This window comes from Herbaspirillum rhizosphaerae (assembly GCF_046025915.1).
In the GTDB taxonomy this organism is placed as follows: domain Bacteria; phylum Pseudomonadota; class Gammaproteobacteria; order Burkholderiales; family Burkholderiaceae_D; genus Herbaspirillum; species Herbaspirillum rhizosphaerae_A.
Genome location: NZ_JAQQFR010000010.1, coordinates 117,216 through 133,978, shown reverse-complemented (window position 1 = coordinate 133,978; position 16,763 = coordinate 117,216). Strand labels below are relative to the sequence as shown.

The following is a 16,763-nucleotide window of genomic DNA, read 5'->3' as shown; positions in this document are numbered from 1 at the left end:
GCGGACTCGTCGTCAGGCCGTGAAGTTTTCAACGAAGCGGCTGAACACCTGTGCGGCAATCGCAGCATCCTCTTCGGTCATGATTTCGTCCGGGTGATGGCTGATGCCGCCGTTGCCGCAACGGACAAACAACATGGAAACGTCGGCGATGGCAGCGATTGCCATGGCGTCATGTCCGGCGCCTGACGGCAAATGACGCGGAGGCAAACCGCATGCTTCGATGGCGCTTGCCAGTTGCTTTTGCAGATGAGCAGCGCACGGTACGCTGCCGGCTTCATGGGTTTTACGTAACGTGACGCCGACATTGCGGCGTGCGCAGATACGGTCGATTTCCGCAATCACGTCTTCTACTGCGTCCAGCCGGATCTGGTCCTGCTCGGCGCGAATATCAATGGAAAACCGTGCACTGCCGGGCACGACATTGGCCGCACCGTTTGGCACTTCCATGATGCCCATGGTGCCGACCAAGCCGGGTCTACCGCTGCAACGCTGCTCGATATACAAACCGATCTCGGCCGCCGTCATCGCAGCATCGCGGCGCATATGCATCGGTACCGTGCCGGCATGTCCGGCCAATCCCTGCAGCTCGCCCATGAAGCGCGTCGCGCCGGAAATCGCCGTCACCACGCCGACCGGCAACGCCTCGTTGAGCAGCAGCGGCCCTTGTTCAATATGCACCTCGATAAAGGCGGCGACCGCTGCAGCCGGCCATGCCAACGCATCCAGCTGATCCGGATTAAAACCGGCAGCACGCATGACATCGCGCATGCTGTTGCCCTGCTCGTCGAGGTTGTCCAGCACGGTCTTGTCGAAAGTCCCGGCGACTGCCCGGCTGCCAAGTAACGTGGCTTTGAAACGCACACCCTCTTCTTCCGCAAAACCGATCACATCAATGGGAAAGGGAAAACGCCTTCCTTCGCGATGCCATTCGGCAATGCACGACACCGGCAACAGGATGCCCAGATTGCCGTCGTACTTGCCGCCATTGCGCACTGTATCGAAGTGCGAGCCGGTAACCAGCGCAGCCGCATCGGTATGCTCTGGCGCGGCTTCATAACGACCGATCACGTTGCCTGCATTGTCGCGCCGCACCTGCATGCCGGCCGCAGCCATCCACTCGCTGAGTTGTTGCGCGGCGGCATGATGCATAGGCGTCAGATAGGTGCGCGTCAGCATACCGTCGGCTTCTGTATGGACGGCAAGCGCGTCGGCGCGCTGCATGATCTCTTGCCCGCAACGCAGGTATTGCTCTGGAACATTTTTCACGGCAGTCTCCTTGGTCTCGTCAGGATTGCATATTTTTATTGTATTCACAAATTGTATGCAATATAGTGAGCTTGTTCCAGCACGTCAAAAGAATTTGTTGAAATGACGCAGTAATTATCAATAAAGCAACGTCTGGAACAACGGTCGGAGGAGCGACCGCAACAACCTAAAAAACTGAAATAAAGACTATACCCAGCGGATGCGACATCCCTATGACGCGCCCATCCAGAACAACATCAGGAGACCAAGGTGAATCGATTTTTCAAATCATTGTTCGGGCAAGTTGTCATCGCCCTTATTGCCGGCATCGTCGTCGGACTGTTTTATCCAGATTTTGCCCAAAGCCTTAAACCGCTCGGCGACGGCTTCATCAAGCTGATCAAGATGATCATTCCGGTGATTGTGTTTTGTGTCGTGGTGCAAGGCATCTGCGGCGCCAGTGATCTGAAGAAAGTCGGTAGCGTCGGCGTCAAAGCCATCATTTATTTTGAAGTCGTTACGACCATTGCCCTGGTGCTCGGCCTGGTGCTGGCCTTCGTGTTTCAGCCCGGCGCAGGCATGAATATCGACCCCACCAATCTCGATCCGAGCGGCTTGTCCAGCTATGTCGAGACTGCCAGCAAGGTCAAAGGCACCAGCTTTGCTGACTTCATCATGAAGCTGATCCCCGGCACTGTTGTGAGCGCGTTCACCTCCGGCGACGTGCTGCAGGTCTTGCTGATTTCGGTCATCTTCGGCTGCGCCCTGCTGCTGATCGGCGACAAAGGCAAGCCGACGGTGGCGCTGATTTCTTCGCTGTCGGAAGCCTTCTTCAAATGCATGTCATTCATCATCCGCCTGGCGCCGCTGGGCGTCTTCGGCGCGATCGCTTTTACGGTCGGCCGCTACGGTATCGGCTCGCTCAAGCAACTGGGCATGCTGGTGCTGTTGTTCTACGGTGCGGTAATTTTCTTTGTGGTGGTGGTGCTGGGTACGATCCTGCGTACTTCCGGGCTGAGCATCTTTAAGCTGATGGCTTATCTGCGTGAAGAACTGATTGTGGTACTGGCGACCGCCTCGTCCGACAGCGTGCTGCCTCAGATCATGAAGAAGCTTGAACACATGGGCATCAAGAAGTCGACCGTCGGCCTGGTGATTCCAACTGGCTACTCATTCAACCTCGATGCGTTTTCCATCTACCTCACCATGGCGGCGGTCTTCATCGCGCAAGCCACCAACACGCATCTGGCCATGGGCGACCTGTTGATGATTCTGGCGATTGCACTGATCACGTCCAAGGGAGCGCATGGTGTGCCGGGTTCCGCCATTGTGATTCTGGCAGCAACGCTGACGACGATTCCGGCGATTCCCGTGGTCGGCCTGGTGCTGGTGCTGTCAATCGACTGGTTCGTCGGCATCGCCCGCGCACTGGGCAATCTGCTTGGCAACTGCGTCGCTACCGTAGTAGTCGCCACCTGGGAAAAGGACATTGATAAGAACCGTGCCCGCGCCGTGCTGAACGGCGAAATGCCTGCGGCGACCTTCGAATAAGAACTGACACAAGTTCTGGATGGATAGCGCAAAATACAGGGTTACAATTCAATGTCTACTAAAAACCACCCTATACACCAACGTCTATCCATCCTATGACTGAAGTAGCACTTCCCTCCGATAGTTCAGAAGCGATTGCGCGCGACATCACCATCGCCATCGCAGAACAGCGTCTTCCGCCCGGGGCAAAACTCCGCGAAGAAGCGCTGGCACGCGTCTACCAGGTCAGCCGCACCAAGATCCGCGCGGCGCTGGTAATGCTGGCCAAGGACAAGCTGATTGACCTGATTCCGGACAAAGGTGCTTTCGTCAGCAAACCGACCGTGGAAGAAACGCGCAACATCTTCTTTGTGCGCCGCACGCTTGAAGCAGCCATGGTAAGGGAATTTGTTGGACGCGCGACTCCTGAAGATTATGCGCGGCTGGAAGCGCACTTGCGTGAAGAACGCCGCGCCATCGAAGAAAACAATCCCCAGGTCCGATCAACGCTGCTCAGCGACTTTCATATCCTGCTGGCCGATATTGTCGGCAATGAAGTGTTGACCGACATCCTCGTCAAGCTGGCCGGTCGCAGCTCATTGATCACCATGCTGTATCAATCCACACGCGACGCGATTTGCTCGACGGAAGAACATTCTGCCTTCATCGCTGCCGCCAAGGCAGGCAAGGCCGACGAAGCGGTCGATCTGATGCTGCACCACCTGCACCATGTAGAACAGGCGTTGAAGTTCGACACGCAAAGCGATCCAAAGAGGGATCTGGCGAAAGAGCTGCTGCTGTAACTCCTGCATCAATTCGGCCCATACTACGAATCAATAAGGCGTAATTGAGCACCAGGTGCAATTCGAGCCAAGATCAGCCAGCAGGTGCGTCATCCCGGCATCAAGCTCCTCCCGATGTGCAGAAAATGAGAACACCAGCAAGACCGCGAAAATGAAGATGCCGGCGCGTTGCTGATGATGCGCACCATCCGGGCGATATCTTCCATAGGTCCGCAAAAACTGCTGCAAGTTATTGGTAGCCATTGCAATACTCCTATCAAGAAGACAACGGACATCATCGGCAACCGAATACACAACTGTGCAACATTCATGCCCGATCCGAGCATGGGCACATTTACGCCAGTTCTAGGCACCGACGACCAAACGCACAACGACAATTAAAGCAGCGATAAAGATAGCGACAGCAATCAAGCCAGCACCGATCACATAAAAAGGATCGAGGGATGTCGCATCCTTTTCATAGTCGGCACGCCGGCGCAGCCCGACGAAAGACCAGAATACCGCCGCCAGCGTGGCAAGAAAAGAACGCTTCTGTATCGTGTCGGACTGTATCGGCTTCATGTTTGTTTCTCCTGGTCAGACTGTCACGGTATCGACCGATGCAGTCTTGCTATTGCCATCACGACCCATCAGATGGAACAGCAGCACGCCCGATACGGCAGCGATGGCAGCCGCAGCCAGCATCAATATCGAGAACGCATGGGCAAAACCTGTCTGTGCCAGTTGCAGTGCCTGCGCATTGTGGTGCAAGGCCGGCAAAGCAGCTGCGCTGTCGCCGGCGACGATGCGCTCAACCACGTCGTTGATCTGCGTCGGCAACGGTAGATTGGCGCCGAGCAATCCCTCTTTCAGGTAACTGCCAGTGCGTACCGTCAGCACGCAACCTAGACAGGCGATCGCCAGCACGATGGCGGAAAAACGTGTCGTGGTGCTGATGCCAGAGGCCATACCGGTACGTTCGCGCGGCACGCAATGCATGATGGCTTTCTGCGTGTTGCCGTTAAGCAGCCCTGCGCCACTCCCCGTAATAATCATGCCGACTAGCACCATCCAATAAGTGCTGACATAAGCTGCGATTGCTACCACCACATTGCCGGCGCATACCAGCGCCATACCAAGGCCCATCAAACCATGCAAGGACATCCGCTGTGCCAGCGCCACACCTACACGCGGAAAAACCATCATGGCTAACGCGAACGGCAGCATTGCCAATCCGGCAGCGACGGCAGAATACGAAAACGCATTCTGTAAATACAAAGGAAGAAACGTCATCATCACCTGCGCGGCGGCAGCGTAGCCAAACATCGCCAGCACTGCACCGATGAACGGCGCCCTGCGGAACAACCGCAAGTCGATCATCGGTCGTTTCTGCATCAGCTCAACCGGAATGAACAAAGCCAGTAACAGCAACCCGCCTGCGACGCGCAAGATGGTGGCTTGACTGATCCATCCCGATGAATTGGCGTTGATCAATCCCCAAATCAGAAAAGACAAACCGCTACTCAGCAACAAGCTTCCCCAAGGGTCCAGACGTGCAGCGTTTGCGTCTCCCGATTCGCTGACCTCGCGATAGACCAAGGTTCCCAGGCACAGACATACAGGCAAATTCAAGAGAAAAATCCAACGCCAGCCGAACAGCTCCGTGATGACGCCGCCGAGCAAAGGCGCGACCGTCATCGATACGCCCATGCATGCGCCCCATACCGCCCAGGCGTGCGTACGATCCTTCTCAGTGTGGAAAACATGGCCGATCACTGCCAACGCCGACGTCAACAGCATTGCCGCCCCGACGCCTTTGAGCGCACGCGCAAGTTGCAGAACTTCCACCGACCACGCCAGTCCGCATCCCAGTGAGGCGATACTGAACAGACTGAGTCCGAGCAGCATCATGCGCTTGCGTCCAAAGCGATCCGCCAGGCTGCCCGCAGGTAACAACAGCGACGCAAACGCCAGCATGTATGCGCTGACCACCCATTCGATATCGCTGAAATCCGCATGCAGCGAGCGCGCCACCGAAGGCAGTGACACTGCCACGATGTTGGTGTCCAGCACGATCAATGCACAGACACTGGAACAGATCAGGAGAATGTTGCGACCCTTGCGACGCGCTCTGTCGGGCTGTGCAGGGTTAGCAGCCGGCTCCTTGTTGATGTCGGTTTGCATGTCGGCTGCTTATCTATTTATGGTTTTAATGCCGCGAGACCGGCGCGGGCAATCTGGCTATCGTGCACTTTAGTATCTGCGCTCACACCGATAGCGCCAACGATCTGGCCATCGATCACGATCGGCACTCCGCCTTCCATCATGACCAAGCCTGCGGTAATGGCTGCCGGTCGACCATTGTTGACGGCGTTTTCCAGATCGGCGGATGGGCGTTTGAACAAAGCCGCGGTACGTGCTTTTTCCATCGCTACTGAGGGGCCGATCGCGGTGGCGGCATTGTCCATACGTTCTGCTGCGATCAACCAACCACCGTCATCCACGACTGCAATCCCACCGGGCCAACCGTTCTTGCGTGCCTCGTCATGTGCTGCGGCAACGATGGACTTTGCCATCTCCAATGTCAGCACACGCTTGCTGATAGCAGCGCCCTCCTTTTGCTGCGCAAAAGCGGTGACACTGAAGCTCGTCGACATTGCACCCAGCAGGCACAAAGAGAGTGTGGTAAACGCGCGATTCAGATGCATGGAGATTCCTCATATTGTCAGGGGGGATGCGAGCCATTCTAATCCTGCCTATAATTATCTTTATTACATACAAACTGCAATTTAATTTCTCTGTAGTTAATTATTGGAATTCCCATGGAACTACGTCACTTCCGCTGTTTTGCTGCAGCTGCCGAGACCTTGCATTTCGCCCGGGCGGCGGAACAACTCGGCATTTCGCCCCCGGCTTTAACCAAGCAAATTCAAGAGATAGAACGCCTGCTCGATGTCCGCTTGTTTCAACGCACCAAGCGTTCTGTGCATCTGACTTCGGCGGGGGAAGTGTTTCGTGAAGAAGTAATTCGCACGCTGCATCAGGCGGCTCTGGCCGAAGAAGCCGCGCGGCGGGCAGGCCGCGGAGAAATCGGACGCATTGAAATTGGCTACATTGCTTCGGCCGCCTATTCGGGCTTGCTGCAAACGGAGGTCGCGCGCTTTCGCAGTGCTTATCCGCAGGTCAAACTGAACCTGGTCGAGGCGCCCATGGACGGCCTTCCCGTTATGGTGAGCAATGGCGGCATTGATCTGGCGTTCATTCGCCCGCCGGTGCCATGCCCGCCGGACGTTACCTTCATGACACTGATCTATGATGACTTTGTGGCGGCGCTGCCGGAAGATTCACCGCTGGCACAAAAGGACACTTTGCTGGCGGCCGACCTCGCCACGGAGCAATTCATTCTCCCCGAACAGGCCTCCGGAACAATGGAAGTCGCCCGGCGTGGCCGTTTCGTGCCTCGCACGATTACCAATCCGGGTGGTCTCGTCGCCGTCATTACCTTGGTATCACTAGGACAAGGGGTGGCGATCGTGCCAGTTTCCGTGATGCAGCGCGTACATATGCCGGGCGTGGTGTATCGGAAAATTGAAGGAAAAAGCATCCCCGGCGCAATCGCGCTGGCGTCACGCCGCCATGAAAAATCGCCCGTCGTGCGGGCATTTCTCAAACAGTTGAAATCGCGGCAGGAAACTCAGGCGGACAAATAGCGCGTGCCTGTCGGCAGACGGCCGACATGCGCGCCGCGCATGCCGGAGTCATGAAACCGATAAGCGCCCTTGCCTGCCTTTTTGGCCGCATACATGGCCGTGTCGGCTTTGGAGAGCAGCTCGTCGACCGTATGACCATCATCGGGAAACAGTGCGATGCCGATGCTCAGGCTGGTACACACTTCGTGTCCCGCAATATTGACAAACGGCGCGCCGACCGTCTTGACCAGTTTGTCGGCGATGTCTGCGATCTGGCTCTGGTATTTAATATCCGACAACAGAACAACAAACTCATCGCCGCCCAGTCGCGCCACCAGATCGTACTCTCGCAGACTTGCACACAGACGCTGCGCCACCGATTGCAGCAAGATATCGCCGACGGCGTGACCGAGTGTGTCGTTGATCGGTTTGAAACCATCCAGATCAATGAAGAACAAGGCGTACAGATTGGGACTGCGCTTGGCGCGAGACAACTCCGCTGCGGCGAGTTCGTTGAACAGCATGCGGTTAGGGATACCCGTCAGATAATCATGCGAGGCAAGTTGATATGCGCGGGTCTTCTCTTTTTCCAGCTGTTCGATGAGACAGATTTTTTCTCGCTCGGAGCGCTCAAGCCGCTGGTAAAGTCTTTTCCGATGATAAGAGATCCAGATCAGAATCAGTGTCAGCGTCACGACCGCAATTGAAATGACGATGGCATAACGAATATATTCATAATGCGACTGCCTCAGATCTGCAACGATAAAATCCGGATCCATGCTGACAGTGATCGTCAACGGATAACCCGCGACCTTTTGATAGTTGCTTACGCCCGGTAAGCTGCGTGTATTTTCGTTACTGCTGAATTTGTTGACGATACCTTCGCTATTGTTGCCAATCAGCTTGCCGTCGCTCAGCGTCACCAGTGGAAGCCCTGACGCGCCATCCACCGATATGCGATAGCCATCGCCAATTTTTTGATAATCGGTAAGGAAACGCCCCAGATCAAGCACCGCCACAAAGAAACCACGCACGTTGTTCCTGGGGCTGTTCAACGAGATCAGCAACGGAACACGCCACGCATAACCTTCGGCTTTGCCCAGCACAATGGTGCCGACTTTGGGAGCGGCATCATCGGAATCACTCGATGTTGCAGGATGCATTTGCCGGATCAGATCTGCGAAGCCACCCTCGGTCGGGGAGCCGCTTGATGAATAGCGCAGTTTCATTTCTGCGTCGAAGACTGCAGAACGGACATAGGCGGTGTCGCCGTTGAAGAGTAAGTTTAAATATTCGGCTGCTGTTGCGTCGCCATCCAATACTTTGTTAGCAACGCTCCCATAGAGCATCGCCCGATCCAACCGGTCATTGAGATTGGATGCCATGATTGCGGCCATGTTCTTGCTTTCGCCGGAAGCGCTCTCCATAGCCATCTTCTTTTCGCTGGAGACGTGCATCATGGTGATACCCCAGATCACCACCAGCACCAGCGAAGATAACAAGACAAAACAGACGGACAAGCCCCAGCCATCCTGGATCAGGGCGCGGGGCCATTTTGCTTTCAATGAAAATCCGGATCGCAATTTAACTCCCTGGAAACAGGGGGATGAACATCCTGGAACATGTGCTCACACGCTCTTCGCATACTGCTGAGGTAGCACACACATTGCTCACAGGTCGCAGACCGATGCGACTGCATAGCATTCATTGCATAAGCAATATGTTTGCCGGGTCTATTGTAGACACAAAGTTATGCAGGGTCTGTCGCGCAAATGCGCTACGACGTGCGTTTATGAGTGCCATACAGCAACAATGTTCCTCAATTGTCGATATGAATTTCTAGTTATGAGGCCCGCTTTAACGAGAGTACGCTTTTTGGGGTTCTACCGAGAGTAAACAAACTGATTTTCATTTCTGCTCAACAATAAAAAGATGCGCAGTATCTGCGCCAGATTGACAGATTGGTGCACAAAGTTCGTCCGCGTGGAAACCGCGCTGCATGTTTTAGTGCGCGCGAAAAATGGAAAAGAAGATTGTCTGTGTGCCTAAGCAGCCCGCGCCGCATTCGTCGAGGCACGGACTGTTCGTAGCGAACACGCAGATCAGATGCTGTAATTAATGGAAGGAAGATGCTGTTTGCCGATCGGCATGACTGTCTGCAAAGCATCAAACTCAGCAAGAATCAATTCTGCCTGATAGCAATGCGTGTTCGCGGATTTCAGCGCACTGCGAAATGCTTTCAAAGTAGCCGGCTTGGGAACATTTCCCTTACCTTTGTTCGCACGAACCGCATCGGCGACGATATCGGAGAGCAAGGCATCTGCGCAATTCTGCGCCTCCTTGAGTTGGGCCAAACAGTCGAGCAAAGCGAGAGTCTTGTTCATAGCCACACCTCTTCATGGAGTTGTCGAAAGGAAATTTTACTCAAAGATCATCGCCGAAGACAAGCGCCCAACACCACTTTCACGAATAAAATCGAACTAATTTCAACTCTGCGGGGTAGGTTGCTGTTATCTCGCAAACCTTTATCCTATATGGCGTTGCAGCAGAAGATGATTTCGCTTTATACAGTTGTCATCAGGGATCATCGCAGTATAGACAGCTGTCCCCAAAAATCCATTGTCGGTTTTTCATCGACCTCAAATGTATTTGAAACGGCGTTCTTAGCTGCAACGCCATATCGGCCACACGAATATGTAACGAGCGCCACAACTGTATAAAACAACAGTAAAATAAGCGCCTCTCCTGCATGCTGCTTGATCACACGTTTCGTAGCAACGCCTCTTGTGCTGCGGGTCCGCATCATGAACCAATGAATTACTCACGCGCGCCAAGACAAGCAAAGATGAACGTCGATTATTTGGAAAAGCTCAATGCCGAACAACGTCAGGCGGTGGAATTCGGTATCACGCCCGGACAACGCGATGTAATACCTGCCCGCCCTTTGCTGGTAATTGCCGGCGCCGGATCCGGCAAGACCAACACGCTGGCGCATCGCGTCGCGCATCTGATCGTCAACGGCGCCGATCCGCGCCGCATTTTGCTCATGACCTTTTCACGCCGTGCCGCCGCCGAAATGACCCGCCGCGTGCAGCGCATTTGCGGTGAAGCAATGGGTGCCAACGGCCGCATCATGGCCGATGCACTGTCGTGGGCCGGCACCTTCCACGGCATTGGTGCGCAATTGTTGCGCCAATATGCTGACCAGATCGGTCTTGATCCCAATTTCTCCATCCATGACCGCGAGGATTCTGCCGATCTGATGAATCTGGTGCGGCACGAACTGGGCTTGTCCAAGACAGAAAAACGCTTCCCGCTCAAAGCCACCTGCCTCGCCATTTACTCACGTGTGGTCAACTCTGAGGCTCCGCTCGACAGTATCCTGCACAAGGTCTTCCCATGGTGTGCCGAATGGGAAACGCAATTACGTACGCTCTTCGGCACCTACGTCGAAGCCAAGCAAGCGCATAACGTACTCGACTACGACGACCTGCTGCTGTACTGGGCCCAGACCATCGAAGACCGCATGCTGGCCGACGACATCGGCGCCCGCTTCGATCATGTGCTGGTGGATGAATATCAGGATACCAATCGACTGCAATCCTCCATCCTGCTGGCGCTGAAGCCCGATGGCCGCGGTCTGACCGTGGTCGGCGATGACGCCCAGGCAATCTATTCTTTCCGCGCGGCCACAGTACGCAACATCCTCGACTTCCCGCGCGCTTTTGACCCACCGGCCGACATCGTCACGCTCGACCGCAACTATCGTTCAACGCAACCCATTCTTGCCGCCGCCAACAGCGTCATCGACAAGGCGCTCGAACGCTTCACAAAGAATCTCTGGACCGAACGCACTTCCGACGACAAGCCACATCTGGTATCTGTGCGCGATGAAGCCGATCAGGCGCGTTACATCGTCGAGCGCGTGCTGGAAAATCGCGAAGCCGGCAGCACGCTCAAAGAACAAGCTGTGCTGTTTCGCGCCTCCGATCACAGCGGCCCGCTGGAAATCGAACTGGTACGTCGTAACATCCCCTTCGTCAAATTCGGCGGACTCAAGTTTCTCGACAGTGCCCATGTCAAGGATATGCTGGCGATGCTGCGCTTCGTGCAGAATCCCCGCGACCGCGTAGCAGGCTTTCGCCTGATGCAATTGCTGCCGGGTGTCGGCCCCGGCTCGGCGCAAAAAGTACTCGACGCCATGTCGACGCATGCTGATCCGATTGCCGCCTTGTCCACCCTGCCCGCACCGCCGCGCGCCGGCGATGACTGGAGCACCTTCGTCAACGTGCTGCAATTCATGGCGCAAGGTAAGACCGGCTGGCCCGCTGAAATCGGGCATGCACGCAGCTGGTATGCGCCGCATCTGGAACGTCATCACGAAGACGCCACCACGCGCCAGGCCGACTTGCTGCAACTGGAACAGATCGCCTCCGGCTACCCGTCTCGCGAACGTTTTCTCACCGAACTGACGCTGGATCCTCCGGACGCGACCAGCGATCAATCTGGCATTCCCTTGCTCGATGAAGACTATCTGATCCTGTCGACCATCCATTCCTCCAAAGGACAGGAATGGAAATCGGTCTATGTTCTCAACGTAGTCGATGGCTGTATCCCCGCCGATCTTGCCACCGGCAGCACCGACGAGATCGAAGAAGAACGCCGGCTTCTCTATGTCGCCATGACACGCGCCAAAGATGACTTGCATCTGATGGTGCCGCAAAAGTTCTTCACCGGCGGCCAGCATGCCCAAGGCGATCGCCATGTGTACGCATCACGCACTCGCTTCATTCCCCCTGGAATACTGCCGCATTTTTCCAGCAGCGCATGGCCGGTGGTCGCCGTTGGCCCAAGCGGGCGTCCCGATGCAAAGCAAATGCGCGTCGATGTGGCGGCACGCATGCGCGGCATGTGGAAATAGAATGTAAAAGACCAGCACGCATTTATACCAACGACATCAACACTCAAGAACACACTGCATGCCGACTGCAAACTACGGTTTTTTGTGACGCTGAAAAAATCAGCCGATCATCTTCGTATACGCCGCAGCATCCAAAAACGCCGACTCATCGAACGCCGTCAACGGCCGCAGCTTGAAGATCCACTGCTCGTAAGGCGCTTCGTTAATCGCCTCCGGCGTATTGGCCAGTACCGTATTGACGGCAAGCACTTCGCCCTCCACCGGCGCATGGACATCAGATGCGGTTTTGTTGGATTCGACCACACCGGCATCGGCGCCGCGCTTAAGCACGCTGCCGACATCCGGCGTCTGCACATACACCAGCGGCCCCAACTGGTCCTGGCCGAAATCGGTGATGCCGATCGTCAGCGAGCCGTCTTCTTCCTGTCTGATCCATTCGTGCGTGTCGGCGTAAACCAGATTGTCGGGTATCAACATGTTTGTCTCCTGTTGTGATGTGCTTCGCTTATTCCGAAGCCGGAAAAACCGGCTCACCCAGATTCAACATCAGGCGGTTGGCCCAGGCAAAGATCGCAACCGAATGAATCAGGTCGAGGATTTCCTGCTCGTTCAGACCGACGTCCTTGAGCGCCTGGATGTTGGCGGGATTGATGTCGTTGGGGTACTTGGTCAGATCGATGGAAAACTGCGAGATGGCTTTTTCACGGGCATCGACGCCTGCCGTGTACGGATCGTCGAATACCTGCTGCACAGTGTCGTTGCGTTTGGCCAGCTGCTCAAAGCGTTGGGCATGCACCGATGCGCAGTAGACGCAGCCGTTGATGCGCGACACGACCATGGAGCCAAGTTCACGCTCGGCGCGCGACATGCCGCCCGGCGCGTACATGATGGCGTTGAACGCGGCAGAACGCTGGCGCAGGATTTCCGGCTGATGGCCAAGGAACAGGTAGTAATCCGACGTCTTGGCCTTGGGATGGCTTTCTTCCAGAACCTTGATCTGGTCTTCGGTCGCTTTTTCGATATCAATGACATCGAGCCAGGCGTCCCACTCAAGTACTTCGTTGGTGAAGCCGTGCGATTTGATGATGGTGCTCATGGTTTCTCCGATCTCAGTGCAGCTCAGTTACTTGCCAATTTCATCGCCTTCAGACCGGCGACAACGCGGATCTGATAGGAGACGAAGGCGATCAGTTGCGACAAGGCCACTACTGCGGGCGTGCTGATGCCTGCGGCAGGCAAGGTATGCAGCGCGGCTTTGTCGCCTTCGACCGGGCGTTCGGTCAAGGCGCGAGTAAAGATCAACATCGCGCGCAGACGACCTGCCGGTAATTGCTCCGGTTCACCGGAGGCGGCGACGGCCAGTTGTGCGGCATCCGCAGGCAGCGCTTCCAGACGCGCACGGTAATGCGCCGCCACATCCGTCGCACCGGCCAGACGGCAGGCATACAGCGCAACCAGCAGGCGTTCGTCGAGACCAATACCTTCCAGCGCCGGATCAAACAGTGTGTCGTAGCTGCCTTGGGTTGCCACTGCAACTTTCTCGCGCTGGTGACGCAAGGCGTGAAGATTGCTGCCGGCTTGCAAGCCGACCAGCTTGTCGATGACATCGTTGTCGATGTTGTATTCCACTTGCGTTGTCATGAAACTTCCTTTCGAGTGAGGGATGCCCGCTCTTGTTTCAGTTTTTTCTGAGCAATGGCATTCCGTAAAAATTGCTGCGCGTGCTGCCATGAGTGATGGTCGGCATGCGCGTTGGCGGCAGGCAATCCGCCGCCGGTGCTGATGCGTTTGGAAACCGGATGGGCGTAGCTGATCTGCGTCGTCGGCACATACGGAAACAGAATCGCATGACCTGCGTCCTGATAATCGTGCCACTCCACCGCATGCGGATGTGCGACTTCCACCAGCTTGTCGCTGACCATCCGCGCATACACGCTGGACGGCCATGAGCCGTCGTCGGTCGCTGAGAACAGCAACACCGGAGACTGGATGTTTTCCACATGGATGCGCGCCTTCGCCACTGCATCTTTGTCCTGCAAGGCAGTCAGCATGGCCAGTGCATGACGATGCGGCGGCGGGCCTTCGTCAAACGGCACCCAACTGGCGTGACGGTTGTTTTCCCATTGGTGAGTCAGTGGCTTGCCGTTCAAGAGCCAGGTCGGGCCTTCCCGTCCGACGGCCGGATCGCAGGCGTTCTGGCCGCTGTGCACTAGCGCACTAGGAACATACGCCAGCACAGCCGAGACCTTTTCCGGGAAGGTAGCACCCAGCAACAGCACCAGCTCGCCGCCGCGCGACTGGCCGCTGATGGCGACGAAATCGTGCAGAGGCTTGACGGTGGTACGCAGCCAGTCCAGGCCTTTTTCAAAATATTCCAGCGGCGTATTGGAGATGTAGTCCGACAATCCCGGAGCCTTGAAATATGCCAGCGCAAAAGCCGCATAGCCACGCGACGCATACAAAGCAGCACGCGGCTCGTTGATGCCGCCGCCCGAACCATTAAGGATCATGACGGCTGGATGAGGTCCCGAACCGGCCGATACTGGTGGCATAAACAGCGTGCCCACCAGCCCCTGCTCGCGCACTTCCCTGCGTGTCACGCCGTCGGCGCAAAGACGCTGCACCAGAACGGTGTCGGCCTCTCCGCAGGCGGCGCTGGCATGCACAGTCGTCATCAACGGCTGTTGCACGTCCGGATGAAACTGCTCGCGCTTGCCCTCTTGCTCCGGCTGTTGTGACCACAGCAAGCCCATCGCCGAAATTCCGGCATAGCTGCCTTCCACCGCCGGCGCCAGCGACAGATCGACGTGACCTGCCGCATCGGCGACAAAGCGCGCGCTGCTCTGCCAGTTGGCGCCGGCACGCAAGGTGCTGCTGGAAACCTGCACCAGCTCGCCCGGCACCGCGCCGGTGACGACGATGCGGCGCGGCACATCGATCAGGTCATCGGCGGGCGTAACGGAAACATTCAAGGTAGCCATACTGTTACTTCCTCGATTGCAAAAATTACTTCTTGTCCTGCGTCACCATCATCGCGGTGGTGCGATCGCTGCTGGCCGGTGTGACCTTCAAGCCTTTCTTTGCCGCCCAGATGTTTTGATAGTGATACAGCGGAATGACGCCGGCGTCGTCGGAGACGATCTTGGCTGCATTGCGCAGGATCGCTTCACGCTTGGCTGCATCGAATTCTGCAGTCGAATCGGCCAGCGCCTTGTCGATAGCCGGATTGCTGTAATGATTCCAGTTGGAAGCGCCCAGACCCTTCTTGGCGTCGACAGTCGCCAACACGTTCACCAGCGCATAGCTGGCTTCACCGGTGCCGTTGCCCCATGCCAGCACGCTGACGGCAAACTCATTCTTGTTGGCACGTGCTGAGTACGAGGCCCATGGCAATACTTCTACTTGTGTCTTCACACCGATGCGAGTCCAGAATTGCGCCACGGCTTGCATGGTCTCAGGTGCTTGCGGATAGCGGTCGTTCGGTACGTGGATGGTCAGCTTGAAGCCTTGCGGGAAGCCGGCATCAGCCAGCAGCTTCTTGGCTTGGTTCACATCGTTCGGGATGTTCTTGATGTCAGGATTGTAGCCAAAGGTATCAGCCGGCATCCATTGATTGGCTTCGGTCGCTGCGCCTTGCAGGATGCGGTCAACCAGCGCCTTACGATTGATCGCCAGCGACAATGCTTTGCGCACACGGGCATCCAGCAATGGATTCTTGTCCAGCTGCTTGCCGTTGTTGTCGGTAATGTACGGGCTCGGGCCCTCATGGAAACTTGGTTGCAGCAACAACACGCGCAGGCCGTTGTATGGGAACACCTTGACGTTCGGCGATTGCTTCAACTTGGCCAGATCCGACACCGATACTTTGTCGATCACATCGACGTCACCCGACAGCAGCGCGGCGGTACGTGCAGCGGCGTTGTTGATGTAGCGGTAATTAACCTTTTCCCAGATTTGCTTCTGGCCCCAGTAGTCATTGTTGCGTTCCATGATGACGCGGTCGCCCGGCGTATAGGAAACATACTTGTACGGGCCGCTGCCAACCATGGCGGCGCCGCTGTTGTAGTTCTCGGTTTGCGACTTCTCTCCAACGTGCTTGCTGACGATATGCACGGATGCCAGGTTCAGCGGCAGGTCTGGATTGGCAATATTGGTCTTGATGATCAAGGTCAGCGGATCTTTGGCGGTCACCGATTCCACAGTGCGCAGATAGCCGGCGAAAGTCGCCACGCTACCCGGAACGGCGCGTGCGCGTTGATAGGAGAAGATTACGTCATCTGCGGTGAACGGCTTGCCGTCCTGCCACTTGACGTTGGGACGCAACTTGAATTCCCAGGTTTTCGGATCAATGTTTTTCCAGCTGACAGCCAGGCCTGGTTGCAGCTTGTTGTAATTGTTCTCGACCAGCAAATCCCAAAAGTGCAGGTCGACGGAGCGGTCACCGGCGTGGTTGTTCAGTTGTGGATCGAGCGAGGACAGCGGATCGGCGAATGCGATGTTCAGCGTTTGTGCGCTGGCTGAATTGACGGCTGCGGTTCCCAGAAGCGCGACGGCCAGCAGGCTGGAAAGTACGGTTTTCTTCATGTTCATCATCCT

Annotated in this window: 16 protein-coding genes; 4 read left to right on the top strand and 12 right to left on the bottom strand. The window is 56.2% G+C overall.

The window, feature by feature from the left end; all coding sequences use genetic code 11:
- Positions 1-12: 12 nt before the first annotated feature.
- The gene (locus tag PQR63_RS16075; protein WP_408169003.1) at positions 13-1,266 is read right to left on the bottom strand and encodes an allantoate amidohydrolase; all 1,254 of its coding nucleotides are present in this window, start codon (positions 1,264-1,266) and stop codon (positions 13-15) included.
- 249 nt (positions 1,267-1,515) lie between these two features.
- Here PQR63_RS16075 and PQR63_RS16070 point away from each other — a divergent pair, with 249 nt between their 5' ends.
- Both PQR63_RS16070 and PQR63_RS16065 read left to right on the top strand, forming a co-directional pair.
- Positions 1,516-2,796, top strand: coding sequence for a C4-dicarboxylate transporter DctA (locus PQR63_RS16070; protein ID WP_408169002.1), 1,281 nt, complete (start codon positions 1,516-1,518; stop codon positions 2,794-2,796).
- A gap of 95 nt (positions 2,797-2,891) precedes the next feature.
- Complete coding sequence (locus PQR63_RS16065; protein WP_408169001.1) at positions 2,892-3,578, top strand: GntR family transcriptional regulator; 687 nt, start codon at positions 2,892-2,894, stop codon at positions 3,576-3,578.
- A gap of 30 nt (positions 3,579-3,608) precedes the next feature.
- Here the strand turns inward: PQR63_RS16065 and PQR63_RS16060 are convergent, their stop codons facing one another.
- From PQR63_RS16060 to PQR63_RS16045, 4 genes are all read right to left on the bottom strand, one after another.
- Positions 3,609-3,821, bottom strand: coding sequence for a hypothetical protein (locus PQR63_RS16060; RefSeq protein WP_408169000.1), 213 nt, complete (start codon positions 3,819-3,821; stop codon positions 3,609-3,611).
- 102 nt (positions 3,822-3,923) lie between these two features.
- Positions 3,924-4,139 (bottom strand): DUF2970 domain-containing protein, encoded by a 216-nt coding sequence (locus PQR63_RS16055; RefSeq protein ID WP_408168999.1) that lies wholly within the window; start codon positions 4,137-4,139, stop codon positions 3,924-3,926.
- A gap of 15 nt (positions 4,140-4,154) precedes the next feature.
- Positions 4,155-5,741 (bottom strand): MFS transporter, encoded by a 1,587-nt coding sequence (locus PQR63_RS16050; protein WP_408168998.1) that lies wholly within the window; start codon positions 5,739-5,741, stop codon positions 4,155-4,157.
- A gap of 17 nt (positions 5,742-5,758) precedes the next feature.
- Complete coding sequence (locus PQR63_RS16045) at positions 5,759-6,265, bottom strand: GlcG/HbpS family heme-binding protein (RefSeq protein WP_408168997.1); 507 nt, start codon at positions 6,263-6,265, stop codon at positions 5,759-5,761.
- Between the two features lie 114 nt (positions 6,266-6,379).
- Here PQR63_RS16045 and PQR63_RS16040 point away from each other — a divergent pair, with 114 nt between their 5' ends.
- Positions 6,380-7,267 (top strand): LysR family transcriptional regulator, encoded by an 888-nt coding sequence (locus tag PQR63_RS16040; protein WP_408168996.1) that lies wholly within the window; start codon positions 6,380-6,382, stop codon positions 7,265-7,267.
- On the opposite strand, the gene PQR63_RS16035 is transcribed toward PQR63_RS16040, so the two are convergent.
- Positions 7,252-8,811: a diguanylate cyclase domain-containing protein gene (locus tag PQR63_RS16035; protein ID WP_408168995.1), complete on the bottom strand. Its 1,560-nt coding sequence runs from the start codon at positions 8,809-8,811 to the stop codon at positions 7,252-7,254. The genes PQR63_RS16040 and PQR63_RS16035 overlap by 16 nt on opposite strands.
- 537 nt (positions 8,812-9,348) lie before the next feature.
- Complete coding sequence (locus PQR63_RS16030) at positions 9,349-9,630, bottom strand: hypothetical protein (RefSeq protein WP_408168994.1); 282 nt, start codon at positions 9,628-9,630, stop codon at positions 9,349-9,351.
- A 461-nt stretch (positions 9,631-10,091) separates the two neighbouring features.
- Between PQR63_RS16030 and PQR63_RS16025 the strand changes: the two genes are divergently transcribed.
- Positions 10,092-12,167 carry an ATP-dependent helicase gene (locus PQR63_RS16025; RefSeq protein WP_408168993.1) on the top strand — a complete coding sequence of 692 codons (2,076 nt, stop codon included), beginning with the start codon at positions 10,092-10,094 and terminating at the stop codon, positions 12,165-12,167.
- A gap of 99 nt (positions 12,168-12,266) precedes the next feature.
- Here the strand turns inward: PQR63_RS16025 and gcvH are convergent, their stop codons facing one another.
- The 5 genes from gcvH to PQR63_RS16000 are packed head-to-tail and all read right to left on the bottom strand — an operon-like array spanning position 12,267 to position 16,751.
- Complete coding sequence (gene gcvH, locus PQR63_RS16020; RefSeq protein ID WP_408168992.1) at positions 12,267-12,644, bottom strand: glycine cleavage system protein GcvH; 378 nt, start codon at positions 12,642-12,644, stop codon at positions 12,267-12,269.
- 28 nt (positions 12,645-12,672) lie between these two features.
- Complete coding sequence (locus PQR63_RS16015; RefSeq protein WP_408168991.1) at positions 12,673-13,263, bottom strand: peroxidase-related enzyme; 591 nt, start codon at positions 13,261-13,263, stop codon at positions 12,673-12,675.
- A 23-nt stretch (positions 13,264-13,286) separates the two neighbouring features.
- Positions 13,287-13,808: a CMD domain protein gene (locus PQR63_RS16010; RefSeq protein ID WP_408168990.1), complete on the bottom strand. Its 522-nt coding sequence runs from the start codon at positions 13,806-13,808 to the stop codon at positions 13,287-13,289.
- Entirely contained in the window at positions 13,805-15,148 is a 1,344-nt protein-coding gene (locus PQR63_RS16005) for an acyl-CoA thioesterase/bile acid-CoA:amino acid N-acyltransferase family protein (protein ID WP_408168989.1), read from the bottom strand. The genes PQR63_RS16010 and PQR63_RS16005 overlap by 4 nt, the downstream gene beginning before the upstream one ends.
- 25 nt (positions 15,149-15,173) lie before the next feature.
- Positions 15,174-16,751: an ABC transporter substrate-binding protein gene (locus PQR63_RS16000; RefSeq protein WP_408168988.1), complete on the bottom strand. Its 1,578-nt coding sequence runs from the start codon at positions 16,749-16,751 to the stop codon at positions 15,174-15,176.
- Between the last annotated feature and the right edge of the window lie 12 nt (positions 16,752-16,763).

Excerpts from the sequence above, each read along its gene's own strand:
- PQR63_RS16010 (WP_408168990.1), bottom strand. The coding sequence starts at position 13,808 with ATGACAACGCAAGTGGAATACAACATCGACAACGATGTCATCGACAAG.
- PQR63_RS16045 (WP_408168997.1), bottom strand. The coding sequence starts at position 6,265 with ATGCATCTGAATCGCGCGTTTACCACACTCTCTTTGTGCCTGCTGGGT.
- PQR63_RS16065 (WP_408169001.1), top strand. The coding sequence starts at position 2,892 with ATGACTGAAGTAGCACTTCCCTCCGATAGTTCAGAAGCGATTGCGCGC.
- PQR63_RS16055 (WP_408168999.1), bottom strand. The coding sequence starts at position 4,139 with ATGAAGCCGATACAGTCCGACACGATACAGAAGCGTTCTTTTCTTGCC.
- PQR63_RS16030 (WP_408168994.1), bottom strand. The coding sequence starts at position 9,630 with ATGAACAAGACTCTCGCTTTGCTCGACTGTTTGGCCCAACTCAAGGAG.
- PQR63_RS16015 (WP_408168991.1), bottom strand. The coding sequence starts at position 13,263 with ATGAGCACCATCATCAAATCGCACGGCTTCACCAACGAAGTACTTGAG.
- PQR63_RS16050 (WP_408168998.1), bottom strand. The coding sequence starts at position 5,741 with ATGCAAACCGACATCAACAAGGAGCCGGCTGCTAACCCTGCACAGCCC.
- PQR63_RS16025 (WP_408168993.1), top strand. The coding sequence starts at position 10,092 with ATGAACGTCGATTATTTGGAAAAGCTCAATGCCGAACAACGTCAGGCG.
- PQR63_RS16040 (WP_408168996.1), top strand. The coding sequence starts at position 6,380 with ATGGAACTACGTCACTTCCGCTGTTTTGCTGCAGCTGCCGAGACCTTG.
- PQR63_RS16000 (WP_408168988.1), bottom strand. The coding sequence starts at position 16,751 with ATGAAGAAAACCGTACTTTCCAGCCTGCTGGCCGTCGCGCTTCTGGGA.
- gcvH (WP_408168992.1), bottom strand. The coding sequence starts at position 12,644 with ATGTTGATACCCGACAATCTGGTTTACGCCGACACGCACGAATGGATC.
- PQR63_RS16060 (WP_408169000.1), bottom strand. The coding sequence starts at position 3,821 with ATGGCTACCAATAACTTGCAGCAGTTTTTGCGGACCTATGGAAGATAT.
- PQR63_RS16005 (WP_408168989.1), bottom strand. The coding sequence starts at position 15,148 with ATGGCTACCTTGAATGTTTCCGTTACGCCCGCCGATGACCTGATCGAT.